The following is a 23,847-nucleotide window of genomic DNA, read 5'->3' as shown; positions in this document are numbered from 1 at the left end:
ACTCAGAAGAACGGACGCGACGCCTTCAGCATGAATGTGGTGTCGCAGTAGCTGTTGTGTCCCGAGTAGGCGCTGCAATCGCTGCCGGTCAGGCTGGTGCCGCTGTAGGACAGGTTCAGGTCGATGCCCAGCCAGGGCCGCGAGAGGTTCACCGACCAGTCGTTGAAGACGCTCACGTAGCCCCCGCCGCTGAGGCTCGCCGGGTTGTCCAGGCGATGGTTGCCGTACTTCAGGGTGACGTCGAAACCGAACGGCGGGTTGACCCCGAGGTCGGCGAACAGGGTGGTGTCGTTGCGCCCCGGGTCGCTGCTCAGGGCCGCGCCGAGCCGGCTGCCGAAGATCGACAGGCCGCCGTAGAGTTCGGCTGCGTCGTTGGCCGGCTGCTCCGGGCGGCTGTAGCGGATCAGGCCCATTTCGTAGCCCAGGCGGTTGTTCAGCGGGCGCTTGAAGCCGGCGTAGGAGTCGATCTCGGTGGGCTTGCCGGGGTCGAGGTTGGAGGTCCAGTTGCCGATGTACCAGCCACTTTCGTGGCTTAGGTCGAGGCCGCCGTGGAAACTGCCGGAGCTGCCCGGGGTGACCAGGCCCTGGGCCATGCTGCGGGTCGGACTGGTGGCCAGCTTGAGTTCGAAATCGCCCAGGTCGCGGGCCATCACCTGGGCCAGGGCCGAGGAACTGGCGAGCAGGGCACAGGTGAGCACGAGCAGGTGCTTGAGCATGGTTCTCCCCTGGTAATGCGGACAACGGCGCTGCGCCGGTCTTCCCGCACGACGCCAACGGCAAGGCCGCGGCATGGGGCCGGGCGAGGTCGGGCAGGTCGGAAGGGCAGGAAGAGCGGCGAGCTAGAGCGCCACGGACCATCTTAACTAAGGTTCGGGCGGCTGACCGACCGCTCGTCAGGGCCGGCCGATCAATTGTTACCGCAGGCTTTCCGCGAGGCTGGCCAGGCGAATCACTTCCACCCGGTTGCGACCGCTGCTCTTGGCCCGGTAGAGAGCCTGGTCGGCGGCGCTGTAGAGCTGCTCGTAGCTGGCCTGGCCGCCTCCGTCGAGGCTGGCCACGCCGAAGCTGGCGGTCAGGCAGAGCACGCCGTCCTGCGTCGCCAGCGGGGTACCTTCGAGGCGTTCGCGGAGTTTTTCCGCAAGGCTGCGAGCCTGCTGCTCGGCGGTGTCGGGCAGGAGCAGGAGGAATTCTTCCCCGCCCAGGCGCGCCACGCTGTCGCTGCTACGGGTATTGCCGCGCAGCAGGTTGGCGGCATGGCGGATGACCTCGTCGCCGAAGGGGTGCCCATAGCGGTCGTTGATGTACTTGAAGTGATCCAGGTCGACCATCAGCAGGCTCAGCGGCTGCGGTTGGCGAGCGATGCGCGCGAGCTCCATGAGCACCAACTGGTCGAACTCGCGACGATTGAACAGGCCGGTCAGGGGGTCGTGACCGGCCAGGTACTCCAACTGGCGATTCTTCTCCTCCAGCTCCTGCCGCTGCAACTCCAGCTTGCGTTGCTGGCGCAGGTTGCGCACGTGGCCGTGCCAGAGGATCAGCGACAGCAGCAGGCCGAGGCCGAACGCGGTGAGGCCGTTGGCCTGGTTCGACAGGCGCAGTTGCGGGTCGGCCTGGGCGTGGTCCATCGCCACCTCGAAGGCCAGCATCGCCAGACCGTAGAAGGGCACCGCGTAGGCCGGGCGGATCAGGATGAACATGGCGCAGGCGAAACAGGCCAGCAGCAGCGGCGTGATGTTGCTGGTGATGCGCTGGTCGATGCAGGCGATGGCGACGCCGAAGCCTATGATCCCTGCGCCGCCCAGCAGGATCAGCAGGCGCATGCGCCACAGCTTGGGCGGCTGGCGGCGCAGCCATAGCGCGAGCAGGCCGATGCCGCCGAAGAGCAGGGCCATGGCGCCATGGGCGTACATGATTTCCTGGCGCCAGAGCTGATGGCCGAGGTCCGGGCGGAAGTCCTTGAGGGAAAACACCAGGATGTGGATCAGGTTGAAGGGGACGGTCAGCAGCGCGAGGTGGGTCAGACGCGAGAGATTCTCCAGGGCGATGGGAAGGGCCAGGGACGAATTCACCTCGATGGCGTGCTGGATCGATTCGAGCGTCGTTCTGGCCACGTTCTGCGGGTCCGCATGGGCGCTGTGCCATCACAGCATAGCAGCGTCGCGACGGCCGCCCTATCCGGCTTTCCGGGCCGGTCGTCCGGTTTGCACGGGCGTACCTGGCGCCGCTTTCATTCCGGCAGCCGCCTGGCCAGCAGCAGTGCGACCAGGCCCAGCAGGCTCCAGTACGCGGCCAGCGGCCAGGGACGGTCGAACGGTAGCAGGGTGGACGCGCCCAGTCCGAGGCCGATCAGCAGGTAGTAGGCGAGCCCGAACAGGGCTCCGGCGCGTCCCCGGCAATCGTCGTAGGCGTGCAGCGCCGGACCCAGCAGGTTGGGAATCGCCACGCCGAAGCCGATGAAGATCGGCAGGGCTGGCAGCGCCCAGTACAGGCCTTCGGCGTATCCGACGGCGGCCAACAGCGTCTGCGCTGTCGCGCCGGCGGCCGCCAGCGCTAGGCCCAGGCGTACCCGGCGAGCGCTGTTCCAGGTGCGCGGCAGGCGTCGGTTGAGCAAGGCGCCGAGGCTCCCGGCAATGGCGATGGCCAGGCCGATCCAGCCGAAGCCCAGGCCGGGCAGGTCGCCGACCATGAACGGCCCGGCGGCGTAGAAGGAGAACACCAGCACATTGAGCACCGCCACCAGCAGTGCGCGCGTTTGTAGCGGGCGGTCGGCCAGGACCCGTCGGAAGATCGCCAGGGTCGCGGGCTCGGGCGTGCCCGCCAGCAGCGGACGGGTTTCCGGCCAGGCCGGGACGACCAGCGCCGCCAGCGAGGCGAGCAGCACCGCCAGGGTGGCGAACACCGCCGGGTGCCCGCCGAGGTCGGCCAGCCACTGGCCGCCGAGGGGGCCGACTGCCGGCGACCAGGCCAGCACCGCGCCGAGCGTGACGAAATAGCTCATCAACGCCAGGCCTTGCAGCACATCGCGCAGGCTGGCCTGCACCGTCACCGAGCAGGTCGCCAGGCCGAGGCCCTGGACCAGGCGACAGGCAAGCAGGTAGGAATAGTCGGTACTGGCCCAGGCACCGAAGGTCGCCAGGGCCGCCAGGCCGAGCCCGCCGAGCAGAGCCGGGCGCCGGCCGAGGCGGTCGGCCAGCCAGCCCCAGAGCCAGATGCCGGGGGCGAAACCGACGAAGAACAGCGCCATGGTCCACTGGCTGGTAGCGTCGTCCAGTCGCCAGTGGCTGGCCAGGGCCGGCAGCGCGGGGGAAAGGATGGTTTCGGCGACTTGCGGCAGGGCTAGCAGGGCGAGCACCAGCAGCAGGGGAGGACGAGGACGGTCAGGCATGATGGCTCCGGAAAAAAGAGCCAAGCCTAGGCCGACTGCGCCTGGCAGAATGCTGCGGTCAGGACGGAAAACATCGCGAAGAGGACAAGGTGCCGCGCTATCCCTACGAACGAGTCGAGGATCCCGATCTCGCCCGCTGCCCGGTGGTCGGCCTCGAGGTCGACAGCACCGGCCACCGCAGCGACTGGCATTGCCACCGGCGCGCGCAGTTGCTGTACATGGCGGCCGGTAGCGTCACGCTGTATTTCGCCGAGCGCATTTGCCAATTGACGCCGCTCCAGGCCGCCTGGCTGCCGGCCGGCGTGCCGCATCGCACGGTCCTGCACGGGCGCTTCGCCTACCGTAGCCTGTACTTCGAACCCTCGGCGTTCGCCGAGCTGCCGGACAGCGTCCAGGTCCTCGAAGTCGGGCCGCTAATGCGCGAACTGATCCTGCGCATGACCGGCTGGGCAGCCGACTTGCAATTGGAAGGGCCGCACCTGACGCTGTTGCGCGCACTGTTCGATGAACTGGCGAGCGCGCCGGCACACGCCGCGAGCCTGCCGATGCCGCGCGATGCGCGGGCGCTGAAGGTGGCCGAGGCGCTGCTGGCGCAACCCGCGCTGGACTGGAGCATCGAGGCGTGGGGACGTGAGGTCGGCGCCAGCGGGCGGACCCTGGCGCGTCTGTTCACCGAGCAGACCGGCCTGGGTTTCTCCCGCTGGCGAACCCAGGCGCGCTTGTTCGAAGCGCGGAGGCGCCTGGCCGAAGGCCGCTCGGTGACCGAGGTCGCCCACGCCCTGGGCTACGCCAGCGACAGCGCGTTCATCGCCATGTACCGGCGGGTCTGCGGGCAGTCGCCGGGGCGCGCCCTGCGTGGCCTCGAATGAGCGCTCAGAAGCGTTCGTGGAGGCCGAGGTAGCGCCATTCGCCGAGCGGTAGCCTGGCCAGCGACAGCGCGCCGATGCGCAGGCGGCGGATGCTCCGCACTTCCAGCCCCTCGCTTTCGCACATGAAGCGCAACTGGCCGGGCAGCACGTCTTTGAGGGCGAAGCGCAGGTGGCTTTCGTTCTGCCAACTGACCTTGCACGGCGATAGCCTGCGGCCCTGGTAGGCGAGGCCGTGGCGCAGGCGCTCGAGGCCGCCGGCGGCCAGGTCGCCGGCGACCTCGACCAGGTATTCCTGCTCCAGCCGTGCACCGTCGTCCACCAGCTTGCGCAGTACGCCGTGCTGCTGGCTGAACACCACCAGCCCCGAAGCCTCGCTGTCCAGCGCAAGGGTGGGACGCTGGCGGGCGAAGTGTTTTTTCAGCGCTCGCAAGGGACTGGGGTCATCGCTCCAGCGCCGCCCCGCAGCGAGCAGGCCTTCGAAGTCGTCGTGGCGCCAGCCGGCCGGCTTGTGCAACAGCAGGGTGGCCGGTTCAATCGTTTCCGCGCGGGCGCCCGGCAGCAGCTCCACGCGCTGGTCGAGCACCTTGAACTGTGGCTCCTCGATCACTTCGCCGTCGACGCTGACCCAGCCGCCCTCGATGTACAGCTCGGCTTCGCGGCGCGAGCAGGCGGTGAGTTCGGCGAGGCGTTTGGACAGGCGGATCGGGTCGGTCATGGCGAGGCTACTGGAATGAAAGACCGCCAGTTTACTCGTTGTGGCGATGGGCGCCGAGGAATGATTCGGCGCCCGCTCGGTCCCAACTTAAGGAACCGGAGAGGAGACCCTCATGCAGTCACGCCTGATCGATGGCCTGGAATGGGACCTGGACGAGGATGGCAGCGGCGGCCTGTGCAACGTCCATGGCGACAAGGTCCATCTGCGCCAGGGCGACATGGACGGCGCCTGCGGGCCCTACTGCCTGGTCATGGCGATGCTGGTCCGCGGCCAACTGCGCCGGCGCCAGGCCAAGGGCCTGGAGCGGGTCGACAGTCGCAGTCGCTACGGGCGCCTGATGAAGGCGCTGGACCAGCACGGCCCGCTGCTGCGCGTCGGCACCACCGGCGTCGACCTGCTGGAGCTGCTGGCCGAGATCAACGATACCGAGCATTTCGCCCTCAAGGGCGAGGGGCGTAGGTTGGTCCGGCACACCCGCGAATACCTGGAGGCCGGCTTTCCGGTAGTGCTCGGTTTCCACGGCCGCAAGGGCAGCGATATCCGCCACTGGGGCCTGGCCATCGGCATGAGCGAGCGCGCCTTCCTGCTCCTCGACCCGGCCCACGACCTGCCGCGCGGGCAGGCCTGGAACGCGGTGATCACCAGCGAGGCGCACGGTTCCCGGTTCGGCTATCGCTATATCAATGCCAAGGGCACCTGGGCGGTGACCCTCAAGGAAATGGTCGCCTTGCTTTGAGGGGCGGGTTTGTTACAGCCCGTGTGCGGACCGCCAGGCGCGGCGGATCTGCGACTAGAGTGGTGTTTTTGCTTGGGAAGGAGAGAACGCATGCCGGGCCTGTCTTTGAATGCCATTCTGCTGAGCGCTGTCGCACTGCTCGCCCCGTCGGCCGAGGCGGTGGACGCCGGTCGCCACGACAGCGAGCTGGGCGCCGTCGAGGTCACCCCGGTGGTTGGCGGTCTGGCCTATCCCTGGGCCGTCGCCTTCCTGCCGGACAACCAGGGCATGTTGGTCACCGAGCGGCCCGGCAGCTTGCGTTTCGTCAGTCCCGAGGGACAGTTGTCGGCGCCGCTGGAAGGCGTACCCAGGGTCTTCGCCAGCGGCCAGGGGGGCCTGCTCGACGTCGCTTTGTCGCCGGGGTTCGCTGAGGACCGGCTGGTCTACCTGACCTATGCCGAGGCCGGCGAGGACGGCCGCGCCGGAACGGCGGCGGGACGCGGCCGGTTATCGGCGGACAAGCGACGGCTGGAGGGCTTCCACGTGATCTTCCGGCAGTTGCCGAAGCTTTCCAGCGGCCATCACTTCGGCTCGCGCCTGGTCTTCGACGGCAAGGGCCACCTGTTCATCGCCCTCGGCGAGAACAACCAGCGCAGCACCTCGCAGGACCTGGACAAGTTGCAGGGCAAGATCGTCCGCCTGTATCCGGACGGCGGCGTTCCCAAGGACAATCCCTTCGTCGGCCGTGCCGACGCGCGGCCGGAGATCTGGAGCTATGGCCACCGCAACCAGCAGGGCGCCGCGCTGAATCCCTGGACCGGCCGGCTCTGGACCCACGAGCACGGCCCGCGCGGCGGCGACGAGATCAACATACCCCAGGCCGGCGGGAACTACGGCTGGCCGCTGGCGACCCATGGAATCAACTACACCCTGCTGCCGATCCCCGAAGCCAGGGGCAAGGCCGTCGACGGTACCGAGGCGCCGCACCATGTCTGGGAGAAGTCGCCGGCGATCAGCGGCATGGCGTTCTACGATGCGCAGCGCTTCCCGGCCTGGCAGCACAACCTGTTCATCGGCGCGCTGGCGACGCAGGAACTGATCCGCCTGCAACTGGATGGCGACCGGGTCGTCCACGAAGAGCGCCTGCTGGGCGATCTCGGGGTGCGCATCCGCGACGTGCGGCAGGGCCCGGACGGCTATCTCTACCTGCTCACCGACCAGAAGGACGGGCAATTGCTGCGCCTGGGGTTGGCGCGCTAGCCTTCAGCCTTGGTTGCGTTTGAGCTGGACGTAGAGCGCCTCGACCTTTTCCCGGGCCCAGGGCGTCTTGCGCAGGAAGGCGAGGCTGGACTTGATGCTCGGGTCGTTCCTGAAACAACGAATGTCGACCCGTTTGCCAAGCTCCGCCCAGCCGTGGTGGGCGACCAGTTCGGTGAGCAGTTTTTCCAGGGTGACGCCGTGCAGTGGATCGGGATGGCCAGGCATGAAGGGCTCGGGATTCAGGCAATGAAAAAGGGGATGGAGCGTGGCACATCTGCGTGCCGGCCTGCCATCCCCTTCGTAGTCCCCGGCGAGGGGCGGGCGTTCAGCGCTTCTTGCTGATGGTGATCTGCCGCGACGGGCCGTAGACCTGGCCGCTGACGCCCTTGGCGATCTTCTGGATCTCGCCGCCGGCCTGGAGGAAGGCGGCGACCTGCGCTTCGATGGACTCGCGGGTTTCGACCGCGGGAGCCGGCTTGGCGGCTTTCGGCGCGACGGTTTTCTTCATGATGGCCATATCCGGGGACCTGTCTCTGCATTAAATATGGCCGTTCATTATAACCGAAGCGGCGTTTTATTTCATCTTGAATATTGTCGATCAGATTTCGGACGTAACCTGCTGTTTTCTATAAAGTCCGTTAGGCAATACCCGAGCGAGGCGCTGCGGCATTGGCGATCCGGCGGCGAACTGCTCGAGGTCTCCGCGGCTGGATGTTCCGCCGATCCCGGGCGACGCAGGATACCGCCAGGTGGATAACTCCCTTCGCGCATCCCGGCATGAATTCCAATGTTTGCATTAGTTGATGCGAGAAAGTTCTCCGGGCCTCTATCTCACCTATATCGAGAATAATGAAAAGTTCACGATTAGTTATCGGCTAAGTTGCCCGGATATATACGTCGATATCATCGCGCTGCCGGCCGGGGCATGCATCGCCTCGCTGCGTTCCCGGTGCTAACCTGCGGAACCCCAGCTGCCGAGCGAGCGCCGCATGCCAGCCATTCTCTCCTCCCGCCAACGTATCGCCCTGCGCCTGGCCTGGCGCTTCATGGCGCCTTACCGCTGGCGCATGCTCGGGGCCCTGGTGGCGTTGCTGTTCACCGCGGCGATCACCCTGTCCCTGGGCCAGGGCATCCGCCTGCTGGTGGACCAGGGGTTCCTCACCGCCTCGCCCGAATTGCTCAATCGCTACATCCTGCTGTTCTTCGTGCTGGTGCTCGGCCTGGCCGTGGGCACCTTCGTGCGCTTCTACCTGGTGTCCTGGATCGGCGAGCGCTTCGTCGCCGATATCCGCAAGCGCGTGTTCGACCACCTGATCGAGTTGCATCCCGGTTTCTACGAAACCAACCGTAGCTCCGAGATCCAGTCGCGCCTGACCGCCGACACTACGCTGCTGCAGACGGTGATCGGTTCCTCGCTGTCGATGGCCCTGCGCAATGCCCTGATGCTGGTCGGCGGGGTGCTGCTGATGTTCGTCACCAACGCCAAGCTGACCAGCATCGTGGTGCTGGCGTTGCCGCTGGTGATCGCCCCGATCCTGCTGTTCGGCCGCCGCGTGCGCAGCCTGTCGCGGGAAAGCCAGGACCGGGTGGCCGACGTCGGCAGCTACGTCGGTGAAACCCTCGGTCAGATCAAGACCGTGCAGGCCTACAACCACCAGGCGCAGGATCGCCAGCGCTTCGCCGGCACCGTCGAACGCGCCTTCGACACCGCGCGCAAGCGCATCGCCCAGCGCGCCTGGCTGATCACCGTGGTGATCGTGCTGGTGCTCGGCGCGGTCGGCGTCATGCTCTGGGTCGGCGGCCGCGACGTGATCGCCGGCAGCATCTCGGCCGGCGAACTGGCCGCGTTCGTCTTCTACAGCCTGATCGTCGGTATGGCCTTCGGCACCCTCAGCGAGGTGATCGGCGAATTGCAGCGCGCCGCCGGCGCCGCAGAGCGCATCGCCGAGCTGCTCAGGGCGCGCAGCGAGATCCGCTCGCCAGCGCAACCACGCAAGCTGGCGGCACGGGTGAGCGGGAGGATCGAATTGCAGGCGGTGCGCTTCGCCTATCCGACCCGTCCCGAACACTGGGCCATCGACGACATCAGCCTGGCCGTCGAACCGGGGGAAACCCTGGCCCTGGTCGGACCTTCCGGCGCCGGCAAGTCGACCCTGTTCGATCTGCTCCTGCGTTTCTTCGATCCGCAGCAGGGACGGCTGCTGCTGGACGGACAGCCGATCGTCGAACTGGACCCGGCCGACTTGCGCCGCAGCTTTGCCCTGGTGTCGCAGAACCCCGCGCTGTTCTTCGGCAGCGTCGAGGAAAACATCCGCTACGGCCGTCCGCATGCCAGCGCCGCCGAGGTCGAGGCCGCAGCGCGTGCCGCGCATGCCCACGAGTTCATCCTGGGTCTGCCGCAGGGCTACGCCACCCACCTGGGCGAGGGCGGCATCGGCCTGTCAGGCGGCCAGCGCCAGCGCCTGGCGATCGCCCGGGCGTTGCTGGTAGACGCGCCGGTGCTGCTGCTCGACGAGGCGACCAGCGCCCTGGATGCGGAAAGCGAGCACCTGATCCAGCAGGCCCTGCCAGGCCTGATGAGCGGACGTACCACCCTGGTGATCGCCCATCGCCTGGCCACGGTACAGAGCGCCGACCGCATCGCGGTGATCGACCAGGGGCGGCTGGTGGCCATTGGTAGCCATGCCCGGCTGATCGCCGAGAACCCGCTCTATGCGCGCCTGGCGGAACTGCAGTTCGCTGCCGGCGGACGCTAGCTTCAGAGCGGCTTGTCGATGCCCGCGTACTGCTTGTCCAGCTCGTCGATACGCTGCGCGTAGGCGCGGGAGAGGCAGTCGGTGTCGCCACCGCAGCGCCGGCGCTGGCGCAGCCAGTCCTGCTGCCGGTCCTGCATGGCGCCGCGGCCGCCCATGGCGAACAGGCCGCGGAGGAAGTGGTACTTGACGCTCATCTCGACGTCCTTGTCGTTCAGCGCCCGGTTCGCGCAGATGGCCTTTTCGTCCGCTCGCTCAGCCTTTTCGCAATCGAAGCTGGCCGCTTCGGCCAGGGGCGCCAGCAGGAGTCCGCCGAGGGCGAGGAATGCCAGGTGCTTCATGCCGTTCTCCGTTTCGCCTGGTTGCTTGCGAATCTTCGACGCCCGCGACGGCGCTGGGTTCAGCGGGGAGCGCGCGGCGGCCGGGTGGGCCGCTCCGGCGCGGTCAGTGCGAAAGGATCAGGGCCTTCTGTTCGGGGATGACGGTGCGCTCCCGAGGGGCGTCCGCGCGTTCCGCTTCCTCGGTTTCGGGGCGGTTGGCGAACAGGCTTTTCAGGGTGCTCAGCAGCGGCTGTTCCTTCGCCGCTTCGGCGACCTGGCTGCGGCTTTCCACGGGTTCCGGGTTGGCCGCCGTGACCACGTGGAAGTCGCTGATCTCGATGATCCCGCGGCCCTCGGCGAGCAAGTGGAAGGAGAAGGCCTTGCGCGCTTCCGGGTTGTCGAAGGTGAAGCTCATGTCCAGCGGCTTGCCTTTGAGCAGGCGCGGGATGTCCGGTACCGGTATGGGAACGTCGCGTTCGAACTCCTTGGTCTTCAGCGTCACCCGGGCGCCGTTGCGGTCCATCTGCAAGGCGCGGATCTTCAGGGTGACCGTGGTCCTGCTGTTCTTCGGCATCTCCAGGTATTGCGCGCCGATCAGGTTGTCGGTCCAGTCGTTGTGGGTTTCCGGCTTCAGGCGGATGCGTTCGTGGGTGGCGAACTGGAACTCCTGGCCCAACTGGCCGGCCTGTTGCACGGAGTGGTCGAGAACGGCGGCGCGCTGGCTGACCAGGCGTGCCTGGCGACCGCTGAAGCGACCGAGGAACTCGGCTTCGTCGGCGATGAAGCCCTCGCTGCGGTAGCGCCGGCAGACCTGCTGGAAATCGCATTCGACGAAGGTGTCCTTGCCGTCGTGGTGGCGCAGCATGCCGTTGGTGTAGGACATCATTTCGCGGCCGCTGGCGTAGTCGCGGAACAGCGAGCGCCCGGAAATCCCCGCCGGCACGCGGTAGCCGAAATAGTCGAGGACGGACGCGGCGAGGTCGACGTGGCCGTAGACGCCGCTCTTGATCGGCGGCAGCGCCGCCTGTTCCGGTGCCAGTACCAGGTTGAAGCCCCAGGCCGAGGCGAGGCGCACCTGGTCGACACCGTGGGATTCGTCGGAAGTGAGCACCACCAGGGTGTCGCGCAACACGCCCTGTTTCTCCAGGTCGGCGAGGAAGGCGTCGATCGCGTCGTCGAGATAGGCCACCGCGGCCTGCTTGGCGCTCGGGTAGCGGGCCAGGTAGTCGGCAGGCGCCGAGTAGGGCTGGTGGGTGCCGACGGTGAGCAGGGTCAGCATCCAGGGTTTCTTCTGCTGGCGCAGCTGCTTCACGTAGGTCGCGGCGCCCTCGAAGAAGGCCTTGTCGTCCATGCCCCAGGGAAACTCCAGGTAGGACGTGTTGCGGAACCAGTCGCGCCCGAGGGTCTTGTCGAAGCCCATCTGCGGCATGACCTTGTCCTTGGCCATGAAGCGCAGGCCGGCACCCTGCAGGAAGTGCGTGCTGAAACCGTGCTGGCGCAGCTGGGCGGGCAAGCACTCCCTGGCCCGGGCCGGGTTGTTGAGCAGCTCGACGCCCTTCGGCGTGCCCGAGTCGAGCTTGCTGTAGTCGCCGCAGAGCATGGCGTAGAGGCCGCGGATGGTCTGGTGGCTGTGCAGCACGTAGTCCGGGGTGGTCATCGCCCGTTCGGCCCAGCCACTCAGCCTGGGCATCGGCGCTTCGTGGTAGCTGCTGTTGATGGCGGCGCGGTTGGCGGCGATATACGCGCCGGGGATTCCCTCCATGGCCACGATCAGGACGTTGCGCGCGCGCCCTCCGCCGGCCAGCAGCGGCGTTCCGGAAAGGTCGAGCTGGTTGAGCCCGGCGACGTCCGGCGGGGTGTCCGGACGGTCGTCGGCGAGCCAGTCTTCGACCGCCAGTTGGCCACTGCTGAGCGCGCTGGCCAGCAGCTTGTGCGGCAGGTTGTACTGCTGCCATTGGTCGGCATCGCTCGGACGCAGGTATTGCAGGCCGACATGCGCCGCCAGGAACGCCGCCGGCAGCGCGTAGGCATAGCGCGGCAGGCGCGGTCCGCGGCGACGCCAGAGCAGCACGCAAAGCAATGTCGCGCCACCGAGGCCGAGCGCCAGTGGCAGGTGGGCGAGGCCGCCGCCCTGGGTGGAGCTGCTGACGAACTGCGGATCCAGCAGGTACTTGAGGTCGGAAGGTTCCGGCATGCGCCCGACCGCGCCGACCAGTTCGGCATTGCCGATCAGGAACAGGCACCAGAGCAGCATGACCGGGAGCGCGAACCACAGGGAGCGTCGATGCAGGAGCAGCACCAGCAGGCTGCCGAGGGCCAGGTCCGAGAGATAGCCGAACGGCGTCGACCAGCCGAGCCAGTAGCGGCCGGCGAGGGGAACGACCAGGAACAGCGCGGCCAGCGCCAGAAGCGAGCCGCAAGATGAGAGCCAACGGCTGAGTGGACGCACAGGAACTCCTGATGAGCGGCAGCGAGAATCCTTGATAAGGATGTTCCAAAAAAGTCTTTAGGGTTCACGATTTTGAAACATCGTTGTGCTTACTGCCAGTAGACAGTCGGCATTTGGGAAATGTCCGCGTGGTTCAGGATGTTTCGGCGCGAATGGCCGGCAAGGCGATGAGCGGCGTCGGCGTACCGGCAAAAACTTCCGCTCGCCTGCGTGGCGCCCGGTAGAATGCCGCCCCTTCGACAGGGGGAGACAACATGGCGGTCATCGGGCGTTTCAATTCACTGCAGGTGGTCAAGCACACGGAGTTCGGGCTCTATCTCGACGGTACCCAGCACGGCGAGATCCTCCTGCCCAAGCGCTATGTGCCGAAGGACCAGCCCAGCGAAGTGGGCGACTGGCTCAACGTGTTCATCTACCTGGACAGCGACGACCGCCTGATCGCCACCACCCAGACGCCCAAGGTCCAGGTCGGCGGTTTCGCCAGCCTGAAGGTCGTGGAGATCAACCGGATCGGCCTGTTCCTCGACTGGGGCCTGCCCAAGGACCTGCTGCTGCCGCATTCGGAAGAAAAGCGTCCGTTGCAGGTCGGCGACTACTGCGTGGTCTACGTCTACCTGGACAAGCGCACCAACCGCATCACCGCCACCGCACGCCTGGACCGCCAGTTGGACAACCTGCCGCCACGCTACAGCGTCGGCCAGGCGGTCGACCTGCTGGTGGTGGAGCGTACCGAGATGGGCTTCAAGGCGATCATCGAGGGCAAGCACTGGGGCCTGATCCACAAGAACGAGGCGTTCAAGTTCCTCCGCAGCGGCATGCGCGAACAGGGCTACATCAAGGAATTGCGCGCGGACGGCAAGATCGCCCTTAGCCTGCAGCCGGTCGGCGCCGAGGCCGCCATCGAGCTGAGCCAGCAGATTCTCGCCCGGCTGCTGGAGGCCGGCGGCAGCCTGCCGCTCAGCGACAAGAGTTCGCCGGAAGATATCCACCGGCTCTTCGGGGTCAGCAAGGGGACCTTCAAGAAGGCCATCGGCGGCCTCTACAAGAAAGGCCTGATCCTGATCCATCCGGAACGCATCGAACTGCCGCGCTGAGGTTTCCGCTCAGGGCTGGAGGAACGGGGCGAAGTCCAGGCCAGCGCCGCCGGGGCGGACGTCGCGCAGGCGCTTGCCGGGGTCCGCGCTCAGCTCCAGGCTGAGGGTCGGCCGGCGGGCGTTCTTGTCGCGCAGTTCCAGGCTGTCCTGCTGCTGGCGAAGGAAACCGGTGGGCACCTTCAGGTGCTCCACTGCATCGCCGGCCGGGTTCGCCAGCAGCAGGTTGAGGAACTTGCCGGCCTTCAGTTGGCTGAGCGGAATATCGAACCACCAGACGTTCTTGCTCTTGTTGAAGCGGGCGAGCAGGGTGTTGCCGGCATCCAGCACGGACATGCCCAAGGCCTGGTTGAGCTGTGCGATGGCTGCCGCTTTATCGAGTTTCATGGAGTTTCCTGACGGGCCGCGCCGGCCGGGATGGCGGGCGGGTAGCCGGATATTCTAGCAGCCGGAGGGACGCCGCAGGACCTGCGCGGTGCGCAGGCCCCGCCGCTCAGACCATCCGCCGGAACTGCCGCCAGCGTTGCTGCCAGCCCAGCAGCAGCGGAGAGACCGCGGGGCCGGTGCCGGCGTCCTGCAGGCGCGGGTGGTGGCTGACCACGTTGACCAGGATCGGCTCCTGGGCGTTCTTCACATCGACGAAGAACAGGTGCTGCCCCTGGTGCAGGCGTTCTTCGAAGGGACGGAAGGCGCGGTTGGTGCGCTGCAGGCCGAAGAAGCTGCCTTCCCACAGGCAGAACGCGCAGAGCATGGCGCCGAGGAAGATCACCGGAATCCAGCCGGCGGCGGTTTCCGTCCAGCCGCTGGCATAGGCGAAGGCCACGGCGACGATGGCCAGGACGAGGCCGACCAGCAGGCCGACACGGCCGGAGCGGACCACATCCTTCTTCATGAACGGAGAGACTTCGTGCAGATGGCGCTGGCCGGTCTCCGCGTCCTTTTCGCTGAGGACGTGGATCTGCTCGGTGGCGATGCCGCTGGCTTCCAGTTCGGCTTCGAGCCGTTCCAGCTCGTCGAGGTTGTCGCTGATGTAGTAATGCCGGTTCATGGCATGCCTCCCATCGTCTGACGGCCTGTTCCTTGGGCGAACAGGCAAAGGTCGATACCCCCTGTCGGTGAATCCCGGAGCACCCGCAAGCGGCAGGTCGGCCGGGATTGTCGGTTTCTTGCGCAGCATTCAGTCTAGCATCCGCGGCAGCGGCGGCCGGTACGCCGGTCTGCTGGCTTCTTCCTTCAACATAGGCCGGAAGCGGGGTAGTGGCGGGGCCGGGCGATGGACGGGCCAGGTACGGGTGGGCCGTACGCAGCCCGCGAGCGCAGGATTACTCGGCGGGAACGATGATGGCGACGCGGCGGTTCTCGCTGCGGCCGGCGCGGGTCTTGTTATCGGCCACGGGCTTGCTCATGCCAAGGCCGCGGACCTCGATGTTGGCCGCCGGCATGCCGGCTTCGCGGAATACCGCGGCCACCGATTCGGCGCGCCGTTCGGAGAGCTTTTGATTGTAGCCTTCGTCGCCGTAGTTGTCGGTGTGGCCTTCCAGGCGGACCTTGTCGATGTCTACCGCGAGCAGGGCGCGGGCGATCTTGGTCAGGGTGTTGCGGCTGTCGGGATTGAGACGGTCGAGATTGTTGCCGAACAGCACCTTGCTCGACATGCCGAACTCCCAGCCTTCGTCGCGGAGTTCGAAGCCCTGCTCCTGGAGCACGGCGATCTGCTCGGCGCTCAGGCCGGTCTGCGGCGGCTTGGTCTGGCAACCGGCCAGGCCCAGCACAAGGCTGAACAGGGCGAGGGCAAGCAATCTACTTGGGTGGAGCCTCTGGGGTAGCACTGTCTATCTCCTTTTCTTCCTGAAGGATGCGGGGGTCGTTGAGTTCCGCCAGGCGCCGGCTGCCGCGGGCCTGGCGCTTGGCGATGTACATCGCCATGTCGGCGTCGTGGAGCAGCGCCGCCGGGGTATCCGCGTGCTCGGGATAGAGGGCGATGCCGATGGTCAGCGAGGTACTCACCGTGCTGCCGTCGCTGAGCCGGATCGGCGCCTGCATGCTGGCGATGATGTTGTCGGCGATGCGCAGGGCGTCGGCGCCGGACGCCAGCGGTGCGAGCAGGACGGCGAATTCGTCGCCGCCCAGGCGCGCCACCAGGTCGCTTTCGCGCAACTGCCCACGGATGCGCATGGCGATGTTGACCAGCACGGTGTCGCCGGCGGCATGGCCGAGGCGGTCGTTGATCTCCTTGAAGCGGTCGCTGTCGATGAACAGCACCGCCAATTGCTCGCGATGCTCGTTGGCATCGCGCAGCGCCCGGCTCAGGCGGCCTTCGAAGAAGGCGCGGTTGGGCAGGCTGGTCAGGCTGTCGTGGTGGGCCTGGTGCGCCAGCGAGGCGTTCTCGTCCTGCAGGCGCGCCTGCCAGGATTCGAGTTCGTCGAGCAGGGCGTTGAAGTCCTCGCCCAGTTGGCTCAGCTCGGCGATGCCGGCTTCCGGTACGCGCTTCTCGAAATCCCGTTCGCGGCGCACGGTATGCGCGACCTTCGCCAGTTGGTCGAGCGGGCCGACGATACCGCGTACCAGCCGCCGCGACAGGTAGAAGGCGCCCAGGGCGGTAAGCAGCAGGCACAGGACCATGCCGGCGAAACCGGTGAGCAGGAAGCGCAGCAGGCTGCCGCCGGAGCCCTTCACCTCCACCGAACCGATCTTCTGGCCGTCGTGCAGGATCGGTTGTTCGGTCGGCGCGCTGAGCAGCCAGTGCGCCAGTTGCTGTTCCAGCAGGTGCAGCGGCCCGGTGCTTTCCCGATGCCAACTGGCCAGGGTCTGTCCCTGGCGGTCGTAGACGATGGCGCTGGAGACCTCTTCGCTGGAGGCGATCAGCGCCAGGGACTCCTCGGCGGCCTGGGCATCGCCGAAGACCACCGCGGCTTCGACGGTATAGCTGATGGAACGGGCGATCAGTTGCTGGTTGGGGTCGGCATAGGCGCGCAGGGTCAGCAGGCCGACCAGGGTCACCGCCAGCCCGGCGGTGAATACCGCGACCAGCGCCACGCCCAGGTGCGCGCGATAGAGCACCCGGCGCAGCGATGGATTGGAACCCGTATAGCGACGACGACGGTTCATCACGGAGTGGCCTGCCGCCTTGCCAGTTTCAATACGCTCGGGTGCACGCGTACGCCGCTGCGGGCGATGGAGTCGAGATTGGCCTCGAAGGTGATGCGCGGGCCGCCGACGTTGAGGCAGAACATGCTGCCGACGCTGCATTCGGTGCCACGCTCGCTGATGGACAGGACCGGATGCCCGGCCAGGCTGCGGAACACCTGCTGGCGCTCGCGCTCGTCGACCACTCCGAGGTAGATCACGTTGCAGAGCGTGCCGAGGTCCGGGTTGTCCACCGCGCGGCGTTCCGCATGCACGCGCCTGCCATTGGCCTGCACCATGCCGCGGAGCAGGCCGTCGGCGTACTCGGTCGGTCCGACCACGCAGAGTTGCAGGACCGCCGGCTCCTTCGGCCAGCGCACGTAGCTGAATATGCCCAGCAGAACCTGGCTGACCGCATTGCTGCGTTGCTCGACCGACGTCCGTGCGTCGTCCGCCCACAGGCCTCCGCCGCCCAGGCAGGAAACCGCCAGGACCAGGCAGGCCAGGGTGCGCCTGTAGAGGTCGAGGGGCTGCAAGGTGGGCAACGAAGGCAAAAAGGTTTCCTCCAGGAAAACGTAGCGGGGTGGCACGACTGGCCAGTGTAGTCGGTGTGCGGCGAATATTACCGGATGTGCCGGGAAAGAAAGCCGTTCGGTGTCAAATCAATGGCGCAATTGCCGGAGATGGAAGCGCTTTGCGTCTTGTCCTGTCTGGTTTTCTGGCTGAGCATGTAGGGCGTTACTGACCTTTATCAGGGGGCGGCATGATCCGGGAAATCCTCAAGATGGGTGACGAGCGCCTGTTGCGTATCGCGCAGCCGGTGCCGTCCGAACTGTTCGGCAGCGAGGAGCTGCAACGGCTGATCGACGACATGTTCGAAACCATGCATCACGTCGGCGGGGTAGGGCTGGCCGCGCCGCAGATCGGCGTCGACCTGCAGCTGGTGATCTTCGGTTTCGAGCGCAGCGAGCGCTATCCGGACGCCCCGGCCGTGCCGCCGACCATCCTGCTGAACCCGCGGATCACCCTGCTGGACGACGAGATGGAAGAGGGCTGGGAGGGCTGCCTGTCGGTGCCGGGGTTGCGCGGCGCGGTATCGCGCCATCGGCGCATCCGCTACCAGGGCCTGGACCCGCAGGGACAGCCGATCGACCGCAGCGTCGAAGGGTTCCATGCGCGGGTGGTGCAGCACGAGTGCGACCACCTGATCGGCCGCCTGTATCCCTCGCGAATCACCGACTTCAGCAAGTTCGGCTTCACCGAGGTGCTGTTCCCCGACCTGGACCCCGCCGCGGACGATTGAGCGATTGCGCCTGCGGCTCCGCTCCGGCCTGGCTCAGCTCCGCGATGGGGTGCCGAGCGGCGCCGCCGGAGCGTGTTTTTTCGCTCGTTTCGCCAGGCGTTTCTCCTGGGCGGTTTTCAGCGGTTTCCTACGAGTTTCCTTCTTCGCGTTCAGTCCCTTGCTCATGGCGTTCACCTCCCCAGGCAGCACCTGCGTGGCGCGCCGGATGGCCGATGGCGTCCGCGGCGCCGGACGGCGGCGGACGCTTCCAGCATAATGCGTGGCGCAGCGCCCGGCGCGGGCGGCGATCGACGGCGCTCAGCGCAACTGGCGTTGTGCGGTGATTTCCGGCAGGTCCTGGCGGCGCAGATAGACCAGTAGCGGCTCGCCGATGTTCAGTCGTTCGTTGATGTTCTGTTCCAGCAGGATCTGCAACTGCTCGCGGCCCAGGCGCATGACGTCGTCGCGTACCGAACTCCAGACGAACTCGCTGGTGGGCGTGATGCTGTCGTCGGCTACGTCCATGCCGAAGGAGTCTTCGCTGAAACGCACGATGTAGCGGCCGGTCTTGCGGTTGAAACCGACGAACCCCTTGAGGGCATCGGCGGCCTGGCAGATGTCGGTGGATGTGATGCTCATGCGGAACCTCCCTGAACGTTCCTGTTTCTCTGGGCGCACGCATGATCGGCGGCGCCCCCGTTCTGCGGCGGGGGTCGCTGGTGCCGAGCGGGGTATTCTGCCAGTTGCCGCCGCCCGGGGAAGAGGGCGGATCGCGAACGGTAGTGGGACGGATTGTCGCGACCTTGGTTAAACCGCCGCCACGCGCTAGGCTCGGGGTTCGCAGCCGACCGAGTGGAGAACAGCGCCAGATGCCAGGGGCCGTGGATTTCAAGGAGCGGATATCCCGCCAGCGTCCGCATGACAGGGAAACCTACGGACATGCCGGGAATACCGATCTGCAAGACATCGTCTACCAGTTGGAAAGCGACCGCGGGCGCATCGTCAATTCCGCCGCCGTGCGTCGCTTGCAGCAGAAGACCCAGGTCTTCCCGCTGGAGCGCAACGCGGCGGTGCGCAGCCGCCTGACCCATTCCCTGGAAGTGCAGCAGACCGGGCGTTTCATCGTCCGCACGCTGTTCCGCCAACTGGGCCCGCGTGCCGCGGAGGTCGGCCTGGACGGGCTGGAAGGCGCGCTGGAAAGCCTGGTGGAAATGGCCTGCCTGATGCACGACGTCGGCAATCCGCCGTTCGGTCATTTCGGCGAGTACGCCATCAACGACTGGTTCGAACGCAACCTCGACGCCCTGTTCGAGCGCCGCATACCGCCGGGCCAGGGCGACGGCCTGTTGCAGCAGCGCATGCTCACCGACCTCAAGCACTTCGAAGGCAACGCCCAGGCCATCCGCCTGGTGGTGAAGCTGCTGCGCCTGAACCTCACCTACACGCAGACCGCCGGCCTGCTCAAGTACGTGCGCCCGGCCTACGAGCCGAAGCCGGACAAGGCGGCGGCGAACCACTACCTGAACAAGAAGCCGGGCTTCTATCTTTCCGAGGAAGCCTTCGTCGACGAACTGCGCCGAGTCCTCGGCATGCGCCCGGGCACTCGCCACCCTGTGGCCTACATCATGGAAGCGGCCGACGATATCTCCTATTGCCTGGCCGATATCGAAGACTCGGTGGAAAAAGGCATCCTCGACATCCGTCAATTGGCGGATCTGCTGGTGAAGAAGTTTGCCGTCCACCATTCGCCGGACGCGCCGATTCCCGGCGACGCGGACAACATGAGCTTCCAGCGGATGGTCGACTACTCGCTGGAAAAGGCCGAGCGGGAGCCGATCAACAAGGTCAGCGAATTCTTCATCCGCCTGCGAGTGAAAATGATCCACCCGCTGGTCCAGCACGCCGCCCAGCAGTTCATCGACAACCTCGAAGCGGTTCATGCCGGCACCCTCGGCCGCGCGCTGATGGAGGACGGCAGCCTGCCGCACGCCATCGTCCAGACGTTCAAGGACGTGGCCATGGAATGGGTGTTCTGCCATCCGGAGGTGGAAACCCTGGAATTGCAGGGCTACCGCATCATCCAGGGCCTGCTGGATTTCTACGCGCCGCTGCTGCGCCTGCCGGCCGAGGAGTTCCAGGCCCTCGCCGAAGGTCGCCAGGCCGCCGCGCCGCATCCGCAACTGCTGGTTCGGCGCCTGCCGAGCCAGCAGATCAAGGCTTACCTGGAGGCCATGAAAGGTGTGGCGGAGGACCCGTTGCAGCGGCAGTGGGAGTTCTACCACCGCTGCCGCATGCTCCAGGATTTCGTCAGCGGCATGACCGACCAGCATGCCCAGGACGAATACCGCGCGTTGTCCGCGCTGTAAGCGGAGGAGCGAGATGCGCGCTGTCGTCGAACTGCTCGCCGGCGCCCGTCGCCTGGTGATCTTCACGGGCGCCGGGGTGTCGGCGGAAAGCGGGATTCCCACCTTCCGCGATGCCCTTGGCGGTCTCTGGGCGCGCTACGATCCGGCGGCCCTGGCCACGCCCGCGGCCTTCGCCGACGATCCCACGCTGGTCTGGGGCTGGTACGAGTGGCGCCGCCTGAAGGTGCTGGGTGTCCAGCCGAATCCCGCGCACCGGGCGATCGCCGCGTTGAGCGGACGGATCGCCGGCACCCGGTTGGTCACCCAGAACGTCGACGACCTGCATGAACGCGCCGGCAGCCGCGACGTCCTTCACCTGCATGGCAGCCTGCACGCGCCGCGTTGCGCGATCTGCGCGGCAGCCTACCGGGACGCCTTGCCCGATTCGGTCGAGCCGGAAGAGGGACGACGGATCGAGCCGCCGCGTTGTCCGGCCTGCGGCGGACAGGTCCGGCCGGGCGTGGTCTGGTTCGGCGAGGCGCTGCCCGAGGCGGCGCTGCGCGAGGCTTTCGCCGCGGCCTGCGAGTGCGACCTGTTGCTCAGCGTCGGCACTTCCGGCGTGGTGCAGCCGGCGGCGCGGATACCCGGACTGGCGCTGGAACACGGTGCCAGCGTCGTGCATGTGAACCCGCAACCGGTGCGCACCCGCCATCCGCGCGAACACTGTCTCGTCGGTCCGGCCGGCGAGGTGCTGCCCGAACTGTTGCGCCGGGCGTTTCCCGGCTGAGGCGGCTCAGCCCTGGGACGAGCCGAAGAGGATCACCGCGGAACCGATCAGGATCAGCAGCCAGTAGAGCGCGCCGAGCACGATGAACAGCAGGTTGTAGCCCGAATAGCCGGCGTTGCCCGTGCCCTGCGGGTCGCCGCTGGCGAGGTTGGCCTGGCGCTGGATGTTGCGCATCGGGATAAGCGGCGTGAGCAGCAGCAGGAGCGAGGGCAGCGAGTAGGGCTCCAGCGCGGGGACCACGTCGGTGAGGTGGCTGATCAGGTTCGCCGCGACCGTCAGCAGCACCGCCCAGGTCGCATCCTTGCTCGGGCTCCATAGTGCCTGGCGCTCTTCCGGCAGGGCCTGGTGGATCCGCCGGGCGAGGGCGTGGAAAAAGAAGATGCCGAAGATCGCCCGCCATACCGGGCTGATCCGCCGCTCCATCTGCGGTTGCTGGGCCTTCCAGTGCTTGTACATCCAGTACACGCCGTAGAGCCCCAGGGTGACGAGGAAGAGCACGCTCATCTTGCCCAGGGAAGTGACGAAGAAATGCGCCCGCTTCGCGCCGCGGGTTTCCACCAGGGGCGCTTCCGGGGTCTTGTAGACGTTTTCCATAACTGATCCGGCAGTCCTTGAGAAAAACCGCCATTTTGCCTTCCGCCGCTCCGTCAGGCCAGCGGCCAGGGGCGTTGCCGCCCCGGCCGTCCGATCAGGCGTTGCGGCTGGGCGGCGCCATGAACTCGGGACCGACCGGATCCTGGATGGTCTCGGCGAGGATCCGCTCGATGCGGGCCATGGCCTCGTCGTCCAGGCGCCAGCCGAAGGCGTCGGCGATGCCGTTCAACTGCTCCGGCTTGCGCGCCCCCCACAGCGCCACCGTAGGGCCGCGATCGAGAATCCAGCGGATGGCCAGGGCCAGCACCGACTTGCCATAGCGCTCGCGAGCCAGTTCCTCCAGTTGCGCGACCGCTGCCAGGTACTGGGCGAAGCGGGGCTGCTGGAACTTCGGGTCGGACTTGCGCAGGTCGTCGCCATCGAAGCGGGTCTCGGCGTTCATCCGTCCGGAAAGCAGGCCGCGGCACAGCGCTCCGTAGGCCAGCACGACGATGCCGTTACGCTCGGCGTAGGGCAGCACGTCGGCGTCGATGGCGCGCTCGAACAGGTTGTAGGGTGGCTGCACGCTGGCCAGCGGAGCGAACTGGCGGAACCCGTCCATCTGTTCCGGCGAATAGTTGCTCACGCCGATGGCGAGGATCTTGCCGTCGCGGCGCAGGCGCTCCAGTTCGCCGGCGGTTTCCTCGTGCGCCACCAGCGGGTCCGGCCAGTGAATCTGGTACAGGTCGATACGATCGGTTTTCAGCCGCCGCAGCGAGTCCTCGACCTCCCGGCGGATGCGTGCGGCGGAGGCGTTGCGGTGGATGCCCGCGTCGCTCCACTCCAGCGCCGCCTTGGTGGCGATCACCGCCTTGTCGCGCAGGCCCTGCAAGGCCTTGCCGACGACCTCCTCGGAATGGCCGAAGCCATAGACCGGCGCGGTGTCGATCAGGTTGATCCCGGATTCCACCGCACGCCGGATGGTTTCCACCGACGTCGCGTCGTCAGCGCCGCCCCACATCCAGCCGCCGATGGCCCAGGTGCCGAGGCCGATGCGCGAGACCGGCGTGTCGATACCCTCGATGCGAATGCTTTCAACACTCATGGAAATACTCCTGCAGATCGGGAAAACGCTTGCCGGCAATGCGCCCGGCGGCACGGAGCGATTACTCTAGATCACCCGAGATTGAATGTGGCTCAATGCTGCATTGACCTCCGAGAACTGCCAGGAGCCCTGGAATGCCGGCTTTCACCCGTTCCGAACTCGCCGACCTGAACGTCTTCATGACCATCGTCCGGCGCCGCAGCTTCCGTCACTCGGCCCAGGAACTGGGTGTCAGTACCTCGGCGCTGAGCCACAGCATGCGCAACCTCGAGGCGCGGCTCGGGGTGAAGCTGCTCAACCGTACCAGCCGTTCGGTGGTGCCGACCGATGCCGGCAGCGCGCTGGCGGCCAAGCTGGAGGATGGTTTCCAGGTGATCGGCGAGGCGCTCGGCGAGCTCGATGCCTATCGCACCTCGCCGGTGGGCCGGCTGCGCCTGAACGTGCCGCGCGATGCCTCGCGGCTGCTGCTGGGGCCGGTCCTCAGGCGCTTCACCGAGGCGTATCCGGACCTGCAACTGGAACTTTCGGTGGAGGACCGCATGGTCGACATCGTCGCCGACGGCTACGACGCCGGCATCCGTTACGGCGGCACGGTGCCCCAGGACATGGTCGCGGTGCCATTGACCGGGGAGCTGCGCTGGGTGGTGGCCGCGTCGCCCGATTACCTGGCGCGCCACGGCGTGCCCCAGCGGCCGGACGACCTGTTGCGGCACGCCTGCATCCGCATGCGCCTGGGCGACAACTCGTTCTACAAATGGGAACTGGGCGACGGCGAGCGGATGGTCGAGGTCGACGTGCCCGGCCCTTTCAGCGTCAACGAAAGCAATACGGCGGTCGCCGCGGCCCTGGACGGCGTTGGCCTGGCCTACTGCCTGGAAGTGGGAATCGCCGAGGAGCTGCGTAGCGGCCGGCTGCAACTGGTATTGCCCGACTGGACCTCGATGGGCGCGCCGTTCTGCCTCTATTATCCGAGCCGACGCCAGCCGCAACCCGGCTTGCGCCAACTGATGGAAATGATCCGCGGCGACTGGCTGGGGCGTGCCTGAATCGTCCTCCCGCCAAACCTTGCAAG

At 67.0% G+C, this 23,847-nt stretch carries 26 protein-coding genes; 9 read left to right on the top strand and 17 right to left on the bottom strand.

Translation table 11 applies throughout. From position 1 onward, the window contains the following. Window positions 1-2: 2 nt before the first annotated feature. The 3 genes from ACM0M4_RS21055 to ACM0M4_RS21045 all read right to left on the bottom strand — a co-directional run bounded on the left by ACM0M4_RS21055 (window position 3) and on the right by ACM0M4_RS21045 (window position 3,385). The gene (locus ACM0M4_RS21055) at window positions 3-716 is read right to left on the bottom strand and encodes a TorF family putative porin (RefSeq protein ID WP_003086461.1); all 714 of its coding nucleotides are present in this window, start codon (window positions 714-716) and stop codon (window positions 3-5) included. A 198-nt stretch (window positions 717-914) separates the two neighbouring features. Further along, window positions 915-2,111: a diguanylate cyclase RoeA gene (gene roeA, locus ACM0M4_RS21050; RefSeq protein WP_003082226.1), complete on the bottom strand. Its 1,197-nt coding sequence runs from the start codon at window positions 2,109-2,111 to the stop codon at window positions 915-917. A gap of 116 nt (window positions 2,112-2,227) precedes the next feature. Further along, complete coding sequence (locus ACM0M4_RS21045) at window positions 2,228-3,385, bottom strand: multidrug effflux MFS transporter (RefSeq protein WP_221345422.1); 1,158 nt, start codon at window positions 3,383-3,385, stop codon at window positions 2,228-2,230. A gap of 89 nt (window positions 3,386-3,474) precedes the next feature. Between ACM0M4_RS21045 and ACM0M4_RS21040 the strand changes: the two genes are divergently transcribed. Then, on the top strand, window positions 3,475-4,254 hold the full coding sequence (locus ACM0M4_RS21040) for an AraC family transcriptional regulator (protein ID WP_003082235.1): 780 nt from the start codon (window positions 3,475-3,477) through the stop codon (window positions 4,252-4,254). 4 nt (window positions 4,255-4,258) lie between these two features. On the opposite strand, the gene ACM0M4_RS21035 is transcribed toward ACM0M4_RS21040, so the two are convergent. Further along, window positions 4,259-4,969 (bottom strand): rRNA pseudouridine synthase, encoded by a 711-nt coding sequence (locus tag ACM0M4_RS21035; protein ID WP_003086466.1) that lies wholly within the window; start codon window positions 4,967-4,969, stop codon window positions 4,259-4,261. Between the two features lie 112 nt (window positions 4,970-5,081). On the opposite strand from ACM0M4_RS21035, the gene hcuA reads away from it, so the two are divergent. After that, window positions 5,082-5,705: a hydrophobic compound transporter HcuA gene (gene hcuA / locus ACM0M4_RS21030; protein WP_003082239.1), complete on the top strand. Its 624-nt coding sequence runs from the start codon at window positions 5,082-5,084 to the stop codon at window positions 5,703-5,705. Window positions 5,706-5,795: 90 nt separating this feature from the next. Further along, entirely contained in the window at window positions 5,796-6,944 is a 1,149-nt protein-coding gene (gene hcuB, locus ACM0M4_RS21025) for a hydrophobic compound transporter HcuB (RefSeq protein ID WP_054376100.1), read from the top strand. 3 nt (window positions 6,945-6,947) lie between these two features. Here hcuB and ACM0M4_RS21020 read toward each other — a convergent pair whose 3' ends face one another. Then, entirely contained in the window at window positions 6,948-7,169 is a 222-nt protein-coding gene (locus tag ACM0M4_RS21020; RefSeq protein ID WP_003082243.1) for a VF530 family DNA-binding protein, read from the bottom strand. 100 nt (window positions 7,170-7,269) lie between these two features. Continuing rightward, on the bottom strand, window positions 7,270-7,461 hold the full coding sequence (locus tag ACM0M4_RS21015) for a hypothetical protein (RefSeq protein WP_003109112.1): 192 nt from the start codon (window positions 7,459-7,461) through the stop codon (window positions 7,270-7,272). Window positions 7,462-7,933: 472 nt separating this feature from the next. Here ACM0M4_RS21015 and hcuC point away from each other — a divergent pair, with 472 nt between their 5' ends. Continuing rightward, entirely contained in the window at window positions 7,934-9,700 is a 1,767-nt protein-coding gene (gene hcuC / locus ACM0M4_RS21010; RefSeq protein ID WP_003082245.1) for a hydrophobic compound transporter HcuC, read from the top strand. Window positions 9,701-9,702: 2 nt separating this feature from the next. On the opposite strand, the gene ACM0M4_RS21005 is transcribed toward hcuC, so the two are convergent. Together ACM0M4_RS21005 and ACM0M4_RS21000 are read right to left on the bottom strand one after the other, a co-directional pair. Next, window positions 9,703-10,038 (bottom strand): lysozyme inhibitor LprI family protein, encoded by a 336-nt coding sequence (locus ACM0M4_RS21005; RefSeq protein ID WP_003082246.1) that lies wholly within the window; start codon window positions 10,036-10,038, stop codon window positions 9,703-9,705. Window positions 10,039-10,141: 103 nt separating this feature from the next. Then, entirely contained in the window at window positions 10,142-12,466 is a 2,325-nt protein-coding gene (locus ACM0M4_RS21000; RefSeq protein WP_003082248.1) for an LTA synthase family protein, read from the bottom strand. 254 nt (window positions 12,467-12,720) lie between these two features. On the opposite strand from ACM0M4_RS21000, the gene ACM0M4_RS20995 reads away from it, so the two are divergent. Beyond that, on the top strand, window positions 12,721-13,560 hold the full coding sequence (locus ACM0M4_RS20995; protein ID WP_034016725.1) for a CvfB family protein: 840 nt from the start codon (window positions 12,721-12,723) through the stop codon (window positions 13,558-13,560). A gap of 9 nt (window positions 13,561-13,569) precedes the next feature. Here the strand turns inward: ACM0M4_RS20995 and ACM0M4_RS20990 are convergent, their stop codons facing one another. From ACM0M4_RS20990 to yfiR, 5 genes are all read right to left on the bottom strand, one after another. Then, a complete protein-coding gene (locus ACM0M4_RS20990; protein WP_003082252.1) occupies window positions 13,570-13,944 on the bottom strand; it encodes a hypothetical protein in 375 nt (124 codons plus the stop codon). A gap of 106 nt (window positions 13,945-14,050) precedes the next feature. Continuing rightward, window positions 14,051-14,605 (bottom strand): magnesium transporter, encoded by a 555-nt coding sequence (locus tag ACM0M4_RS20985; RefSeq protein WP_003112496.1) that lies wholly within the window; start codon window positions 14,603-14,605, stop codon window positions 14,051-14,053. A 274-nt stretch (window positions 14,606-14,879) separates the two neighbouring features. Beyond that, window positions 14,880-15,386 (bottom strand): OmpA family protein, encoded by a 507-nt coding sequence (locus ACM0M4_RS20980; RefSeq protein WP_003082254.1) that lies wholly within the window; start codon window positions 15,384-15,386, stop codon window positions 14,880-14,882. After that, window positions 15,358-16,665, bottom strand: a complete 1,308-nt coding sequence (gene tpbB, locus ACM0M4_RS20975) for a diguanylate cyclase TpbB (protein ID WP_003082256.1) — start codon at window positions 16,663-16,665, stop codon at window positions 15,358-15,360. The genes ACM0M4_RS20980 and tpbB overlap by 29 nt, the downstream gene beginning before the upstream one ends. Beyond that, window positions 16,665-17,237 (bottom strand): diguanylate cyclase inhibitor YfiR, encoded by a 573-nt coding sequence (yfiR, locus tag ACM0M4_RS20970; protein WP_003082257.1) that lies wholly within the window; start codon window positions 17,235-17,237, stop codon window positions 16,665-16,667. Before yfiR ends, tpbB begins: the two co-directional genes overlap by 1 nt. Before the next feature lie 209 nt (window positions 17,238-17,446). Between yfiR and def the strand changes: the two genes are divergently transcribed. After that, on the top strand, window positions 17,447-17,986 hold the full coding sequence (gene def / locus ACM0M4_RS20965; RefSeq protein ID WP_003120589.1) for a peptide deformylase: 540 nt from the start codon (window positions 17,447-17,449) through the stop codon (window positions 17,984-17,986). A gap of 33 nt (window positions 17,987-18,019) precedes the next feature. Here def and ACM0M4_RS20960 read toward each other — a convergent pair whose 3' ends face one another. Both ACM0M4_RS20960 and ACM0M4_RS20955 read right to left on the bottom strand, forming a co-directional pair. Then, complete coding sequence (locus tag ACM0M4_RS20960) at window positions 18,020-18,151, bottom strand: hypothetical protein (protein WP_003086493.1); 132 nt, start codon at window positions 18,149-18,151, stop codon at window positions 18,020-18,022. A gap of 132 nt (window positions 18,152-18,283) precedes the next feature. Further along, a complete protein-coding gene (locus tag ACM0M4_RS20955; RefSeq protein WP_003082265.1) occupies window positions 18,284-18,604 on the bottom strand; it encodes a DUF2025 family protein in 321 nt (106 codons plus the stop codon). Window positions 18,605-18,834: 230 nt separating this feature from the next. Between ACM0M4_RS20955 and dgt the strand changes: the two genes are divergently transcribed. Both dgt and ACM0M4_RS20945 read left to right on the top strand, forming a co-directional pair. Then, window positions 18,835-20,331: a dGTPase gene (gene dgt / locus ACM0M4_RS20950; RefSeq protein ID WP_003133889.1), complete on the top strand. Its 1,497-nt coding sequence runs from the start codon at window positions 18,835-18,837 to the stop codon at window positions 20,329-20,331. Window positions 20,332-20,344: 13 nt separating this feature from the next. Beyond that, window positions 20,345-21,097, top strand: a complete 753-nt coding sequence (locus ACM0M4_RS20945) for an SIR2 family NAD-dependent protein deacylase (RefSeq protein ID WP_034019850.1) — start codon at window positions 20,345-20,347, stop codon at window positions 21,095-21,097. A 6-nt stretch (window positions 21,098-21,103) separates the two neighbouring features. Here the strand turns inward: ACM0M4_RS20945 and ACM0M4_RS20940 are convergent, their stop codons facing one another. Together ACM0M4_RS20940 and ACM0M4_RS20935 are read right to left on the bottom strand one after the other, a co-directional pair. Further along, window positions 21,104-21,691, bottom strand: a complete 588-nt coding sequence (locus ACM0M4_RS20940; protein ID WP_003082271.1) for a DUF4234 domain-containing protein — start codon at window positions 21,689-21,691, stop codon at window positions 21,104-21,106. Window positions 21,692-21,785: 94 nt separating this feature from the next. Continuing rightward, complete coding sequence (locus ACM0M4_RS20935; protein WP_003082273.1) at window positions 21,786-22,775, bottom strand: aldo/keto reductase; 990 nt, start codon at window positions 22,773-22,775, stop codon at window positions 21,786-21,788. A 134-nt stretch (window positions 22,776-22,909) separates the two neighbouring features. Here ACM0M4_RS20935 and ACM0M4_RS20930 point away from each other — a divergent pair, with 134 nt between their 5' ends. Continuing rightward, a complete protein-coding gene (locus ACM0M4_RS20930) occupies window positions 22,910-23,821 on the top strand; it encodes a LysR family transcriptional regulator (RefSeq protein WP_003086503.1) in 912 nt (303 codons plus the stop codon). Window positions 23,822-23,847: the final 26 nt, after the last annotated feature.

It is taken from the genome of Pseudomonas sp. 18-147 (genome assembly GCF_051048045.1).
Taxonomy (GTDB): domain Bacteria; phylum Pseudomonadota; class Gammaproteobacteria; order Pseudomonadales; family Pseudomonadaceae; genus Pseudomonas; species Pseudomonas aeruginosa.
The sequence above is the reverse complement of the archived record's forward strand: the minus strand, read 5'-3'. Positions and strand labels throughout refer to the sequence as shown.

What these genes read in the sequence shown, in the direction of transcription:
- ACM0M4_RS21055 (WP_003086461.1), bottom strand. Translation starts at nt 716, where the DNA reads ATGCTCAAGCACCTGCTCGTGCTCACCTGTGCCCTGCTCGCCAGTTCC.
- ACM0M4_RS21045 (WP_221345422.1), bottom strand. Translation starts at nt 3,385, where the DNA reads ATGCCTGACCGTCCTCGTCCTCCCCTGCTGCTGGTGCTCGCCCTGCTA.
- ACM0M4_RS21035 (WP_003086466.1), bottom strand. Translation starts at nt 4,969, where the DNA reads ATGACCGACCCGATCCGCCTGTCCAAACGCCTCGCCGAACTCACCGCC.
- hcuA (WP_003082239.1), top strand. Translation starts at nt 5,082, where the DNA reads ATGCAGTCACGCCTGATCGATGGCCTGGAATGGGACCTGGACGAGGAT.
- hcuB (WP_054376100.1), top strand. Translation starts at nt 5,796, where the DNA reads ATGCCGGGCCTGTCTTTGAATGCCATTCTGCTGAGCGCTGTCGCACTG.
- ACM0M4_RS21020 (WP_003082243.1), bottom strand. Translation starts at nt 7,169, where the DNA reads ATGCCTGGCCATCCCGATCCACTGCACGGCGTCACCCTGGAAAAACTG.
- ACM0M4_RS21015 (WP_003109112.1), bottom strand. Translation starts at nt 7,461, where the DNA reads ATGGCCATCATGAAGAAAACCGTCGCGCCGAAAGCCGCCAAGCCGGCT.
- hcuC (WP_003082245.1), top strand. Translation starts at nt 7,934, where the DNA reads ATGCCAGCCATTCTCTCCTCCCGCCAACGTATCGCCCTGCGCCTGGCC.
- ACM0M4_RS21005 (WP_003082246.1), bottom strand. Translation starts at nt 10,038, where the DNA reads ATGAAGCACCTGGCATTCCTCGCCCTCGGCGGACTCCTGCTGGCGCCC.
- ACM0M4_RS20995 (WP_034016725.1), top strand. Translation starts at nt 12,721, where the DNA reads ATGGCGGTCATCGGGCGTTTCAATTCACTGCAGGTGGTCAAGCACACG.
- ACM0M4_RS20990 (WP_003082252.1), bottom strand. Translation starts at nt 13,944, where the DNA reads ATGAAACTCGATAAAGCGGCAGCCATCGCACAGCTCAACCAGGCCTTG.
- ACM0M4_RS20985 (WP_003112496.1), bottom strand. Translation starts at nt 14,605, where the DNA reads ATGAACCGGCATTACTACATCAGCGACAACCTCGACGAGCTGGAACGG.
- tpbB (WP_003082256.1), bottom strand. Translation starts at nt 16,665, where the DNA reads ATGAACCGTCGTCGTCGCTATACGGGTTCCAATCCATCGCTGCGCCGG.
- def (WP_003120589.1), top strand. Translation starts at nt 17,447, where the DNA reads ATGATCCGGGAAATCCTCAAGATGGGTGACGAGCGCCTGTTGCGTATC.
- ACM0M4_RS20960 (WP_003086493.1), bottom strand. Translation starts at nt 18,151, where the DNA reads ATGAGCAAGGGACTGAACGCGAAGAAGGAAACTCGTAGGAAACCGCTG.
- ACM0M4_RS20955 (WP_003082265.1), bottom strand. Translation starts at nt 18,604, where the DNA reads ATGAGCATCACATCCACCGACATCTGCCAGGCCGCCGATGCCCTCAAG.
- dgt (WP_003133889.1), top strand. Translation starts at nt 18,835, where the DNA reads ATGCCAGGGGCCGTGGATTTCAAGGAGCGGATATCCCGCCAGCGTCCG.
- ACM0M4_RS20945 (WP_034019850.1), top strand. Translation starts at nt 20,345, where the DNA reads ATGCGCGCTGTCGTCGAACTGCTCGCCGGCGCCCGTCGCCTGGTGATC.
- ACM0M4_RS20940 (WP_003082271.1), bottom strand. Translation starts at nt 21,691, where the DNA reads ATGGAAAACGTCTACAAGACCCCGGAAGCGCCCCTGGTGGAAACCCGC.
- ACM0M4_RS20935 (WP_003082273.1), bottom strand. Translation starts at nt 22,775, where the DNA reads ATGAGTGTTGAAAGCATTCGCATCGAGGGTATCGACACGCCGGTCTCG.
- ACM0M4_RS20930 (WP_003086503.1), top strand. Translation starts at nt 22,910, where the DNA reads ATGCCGGCTTTCACCCGTTCCGAACTCGCCGACCTGAACGTCTTCATG.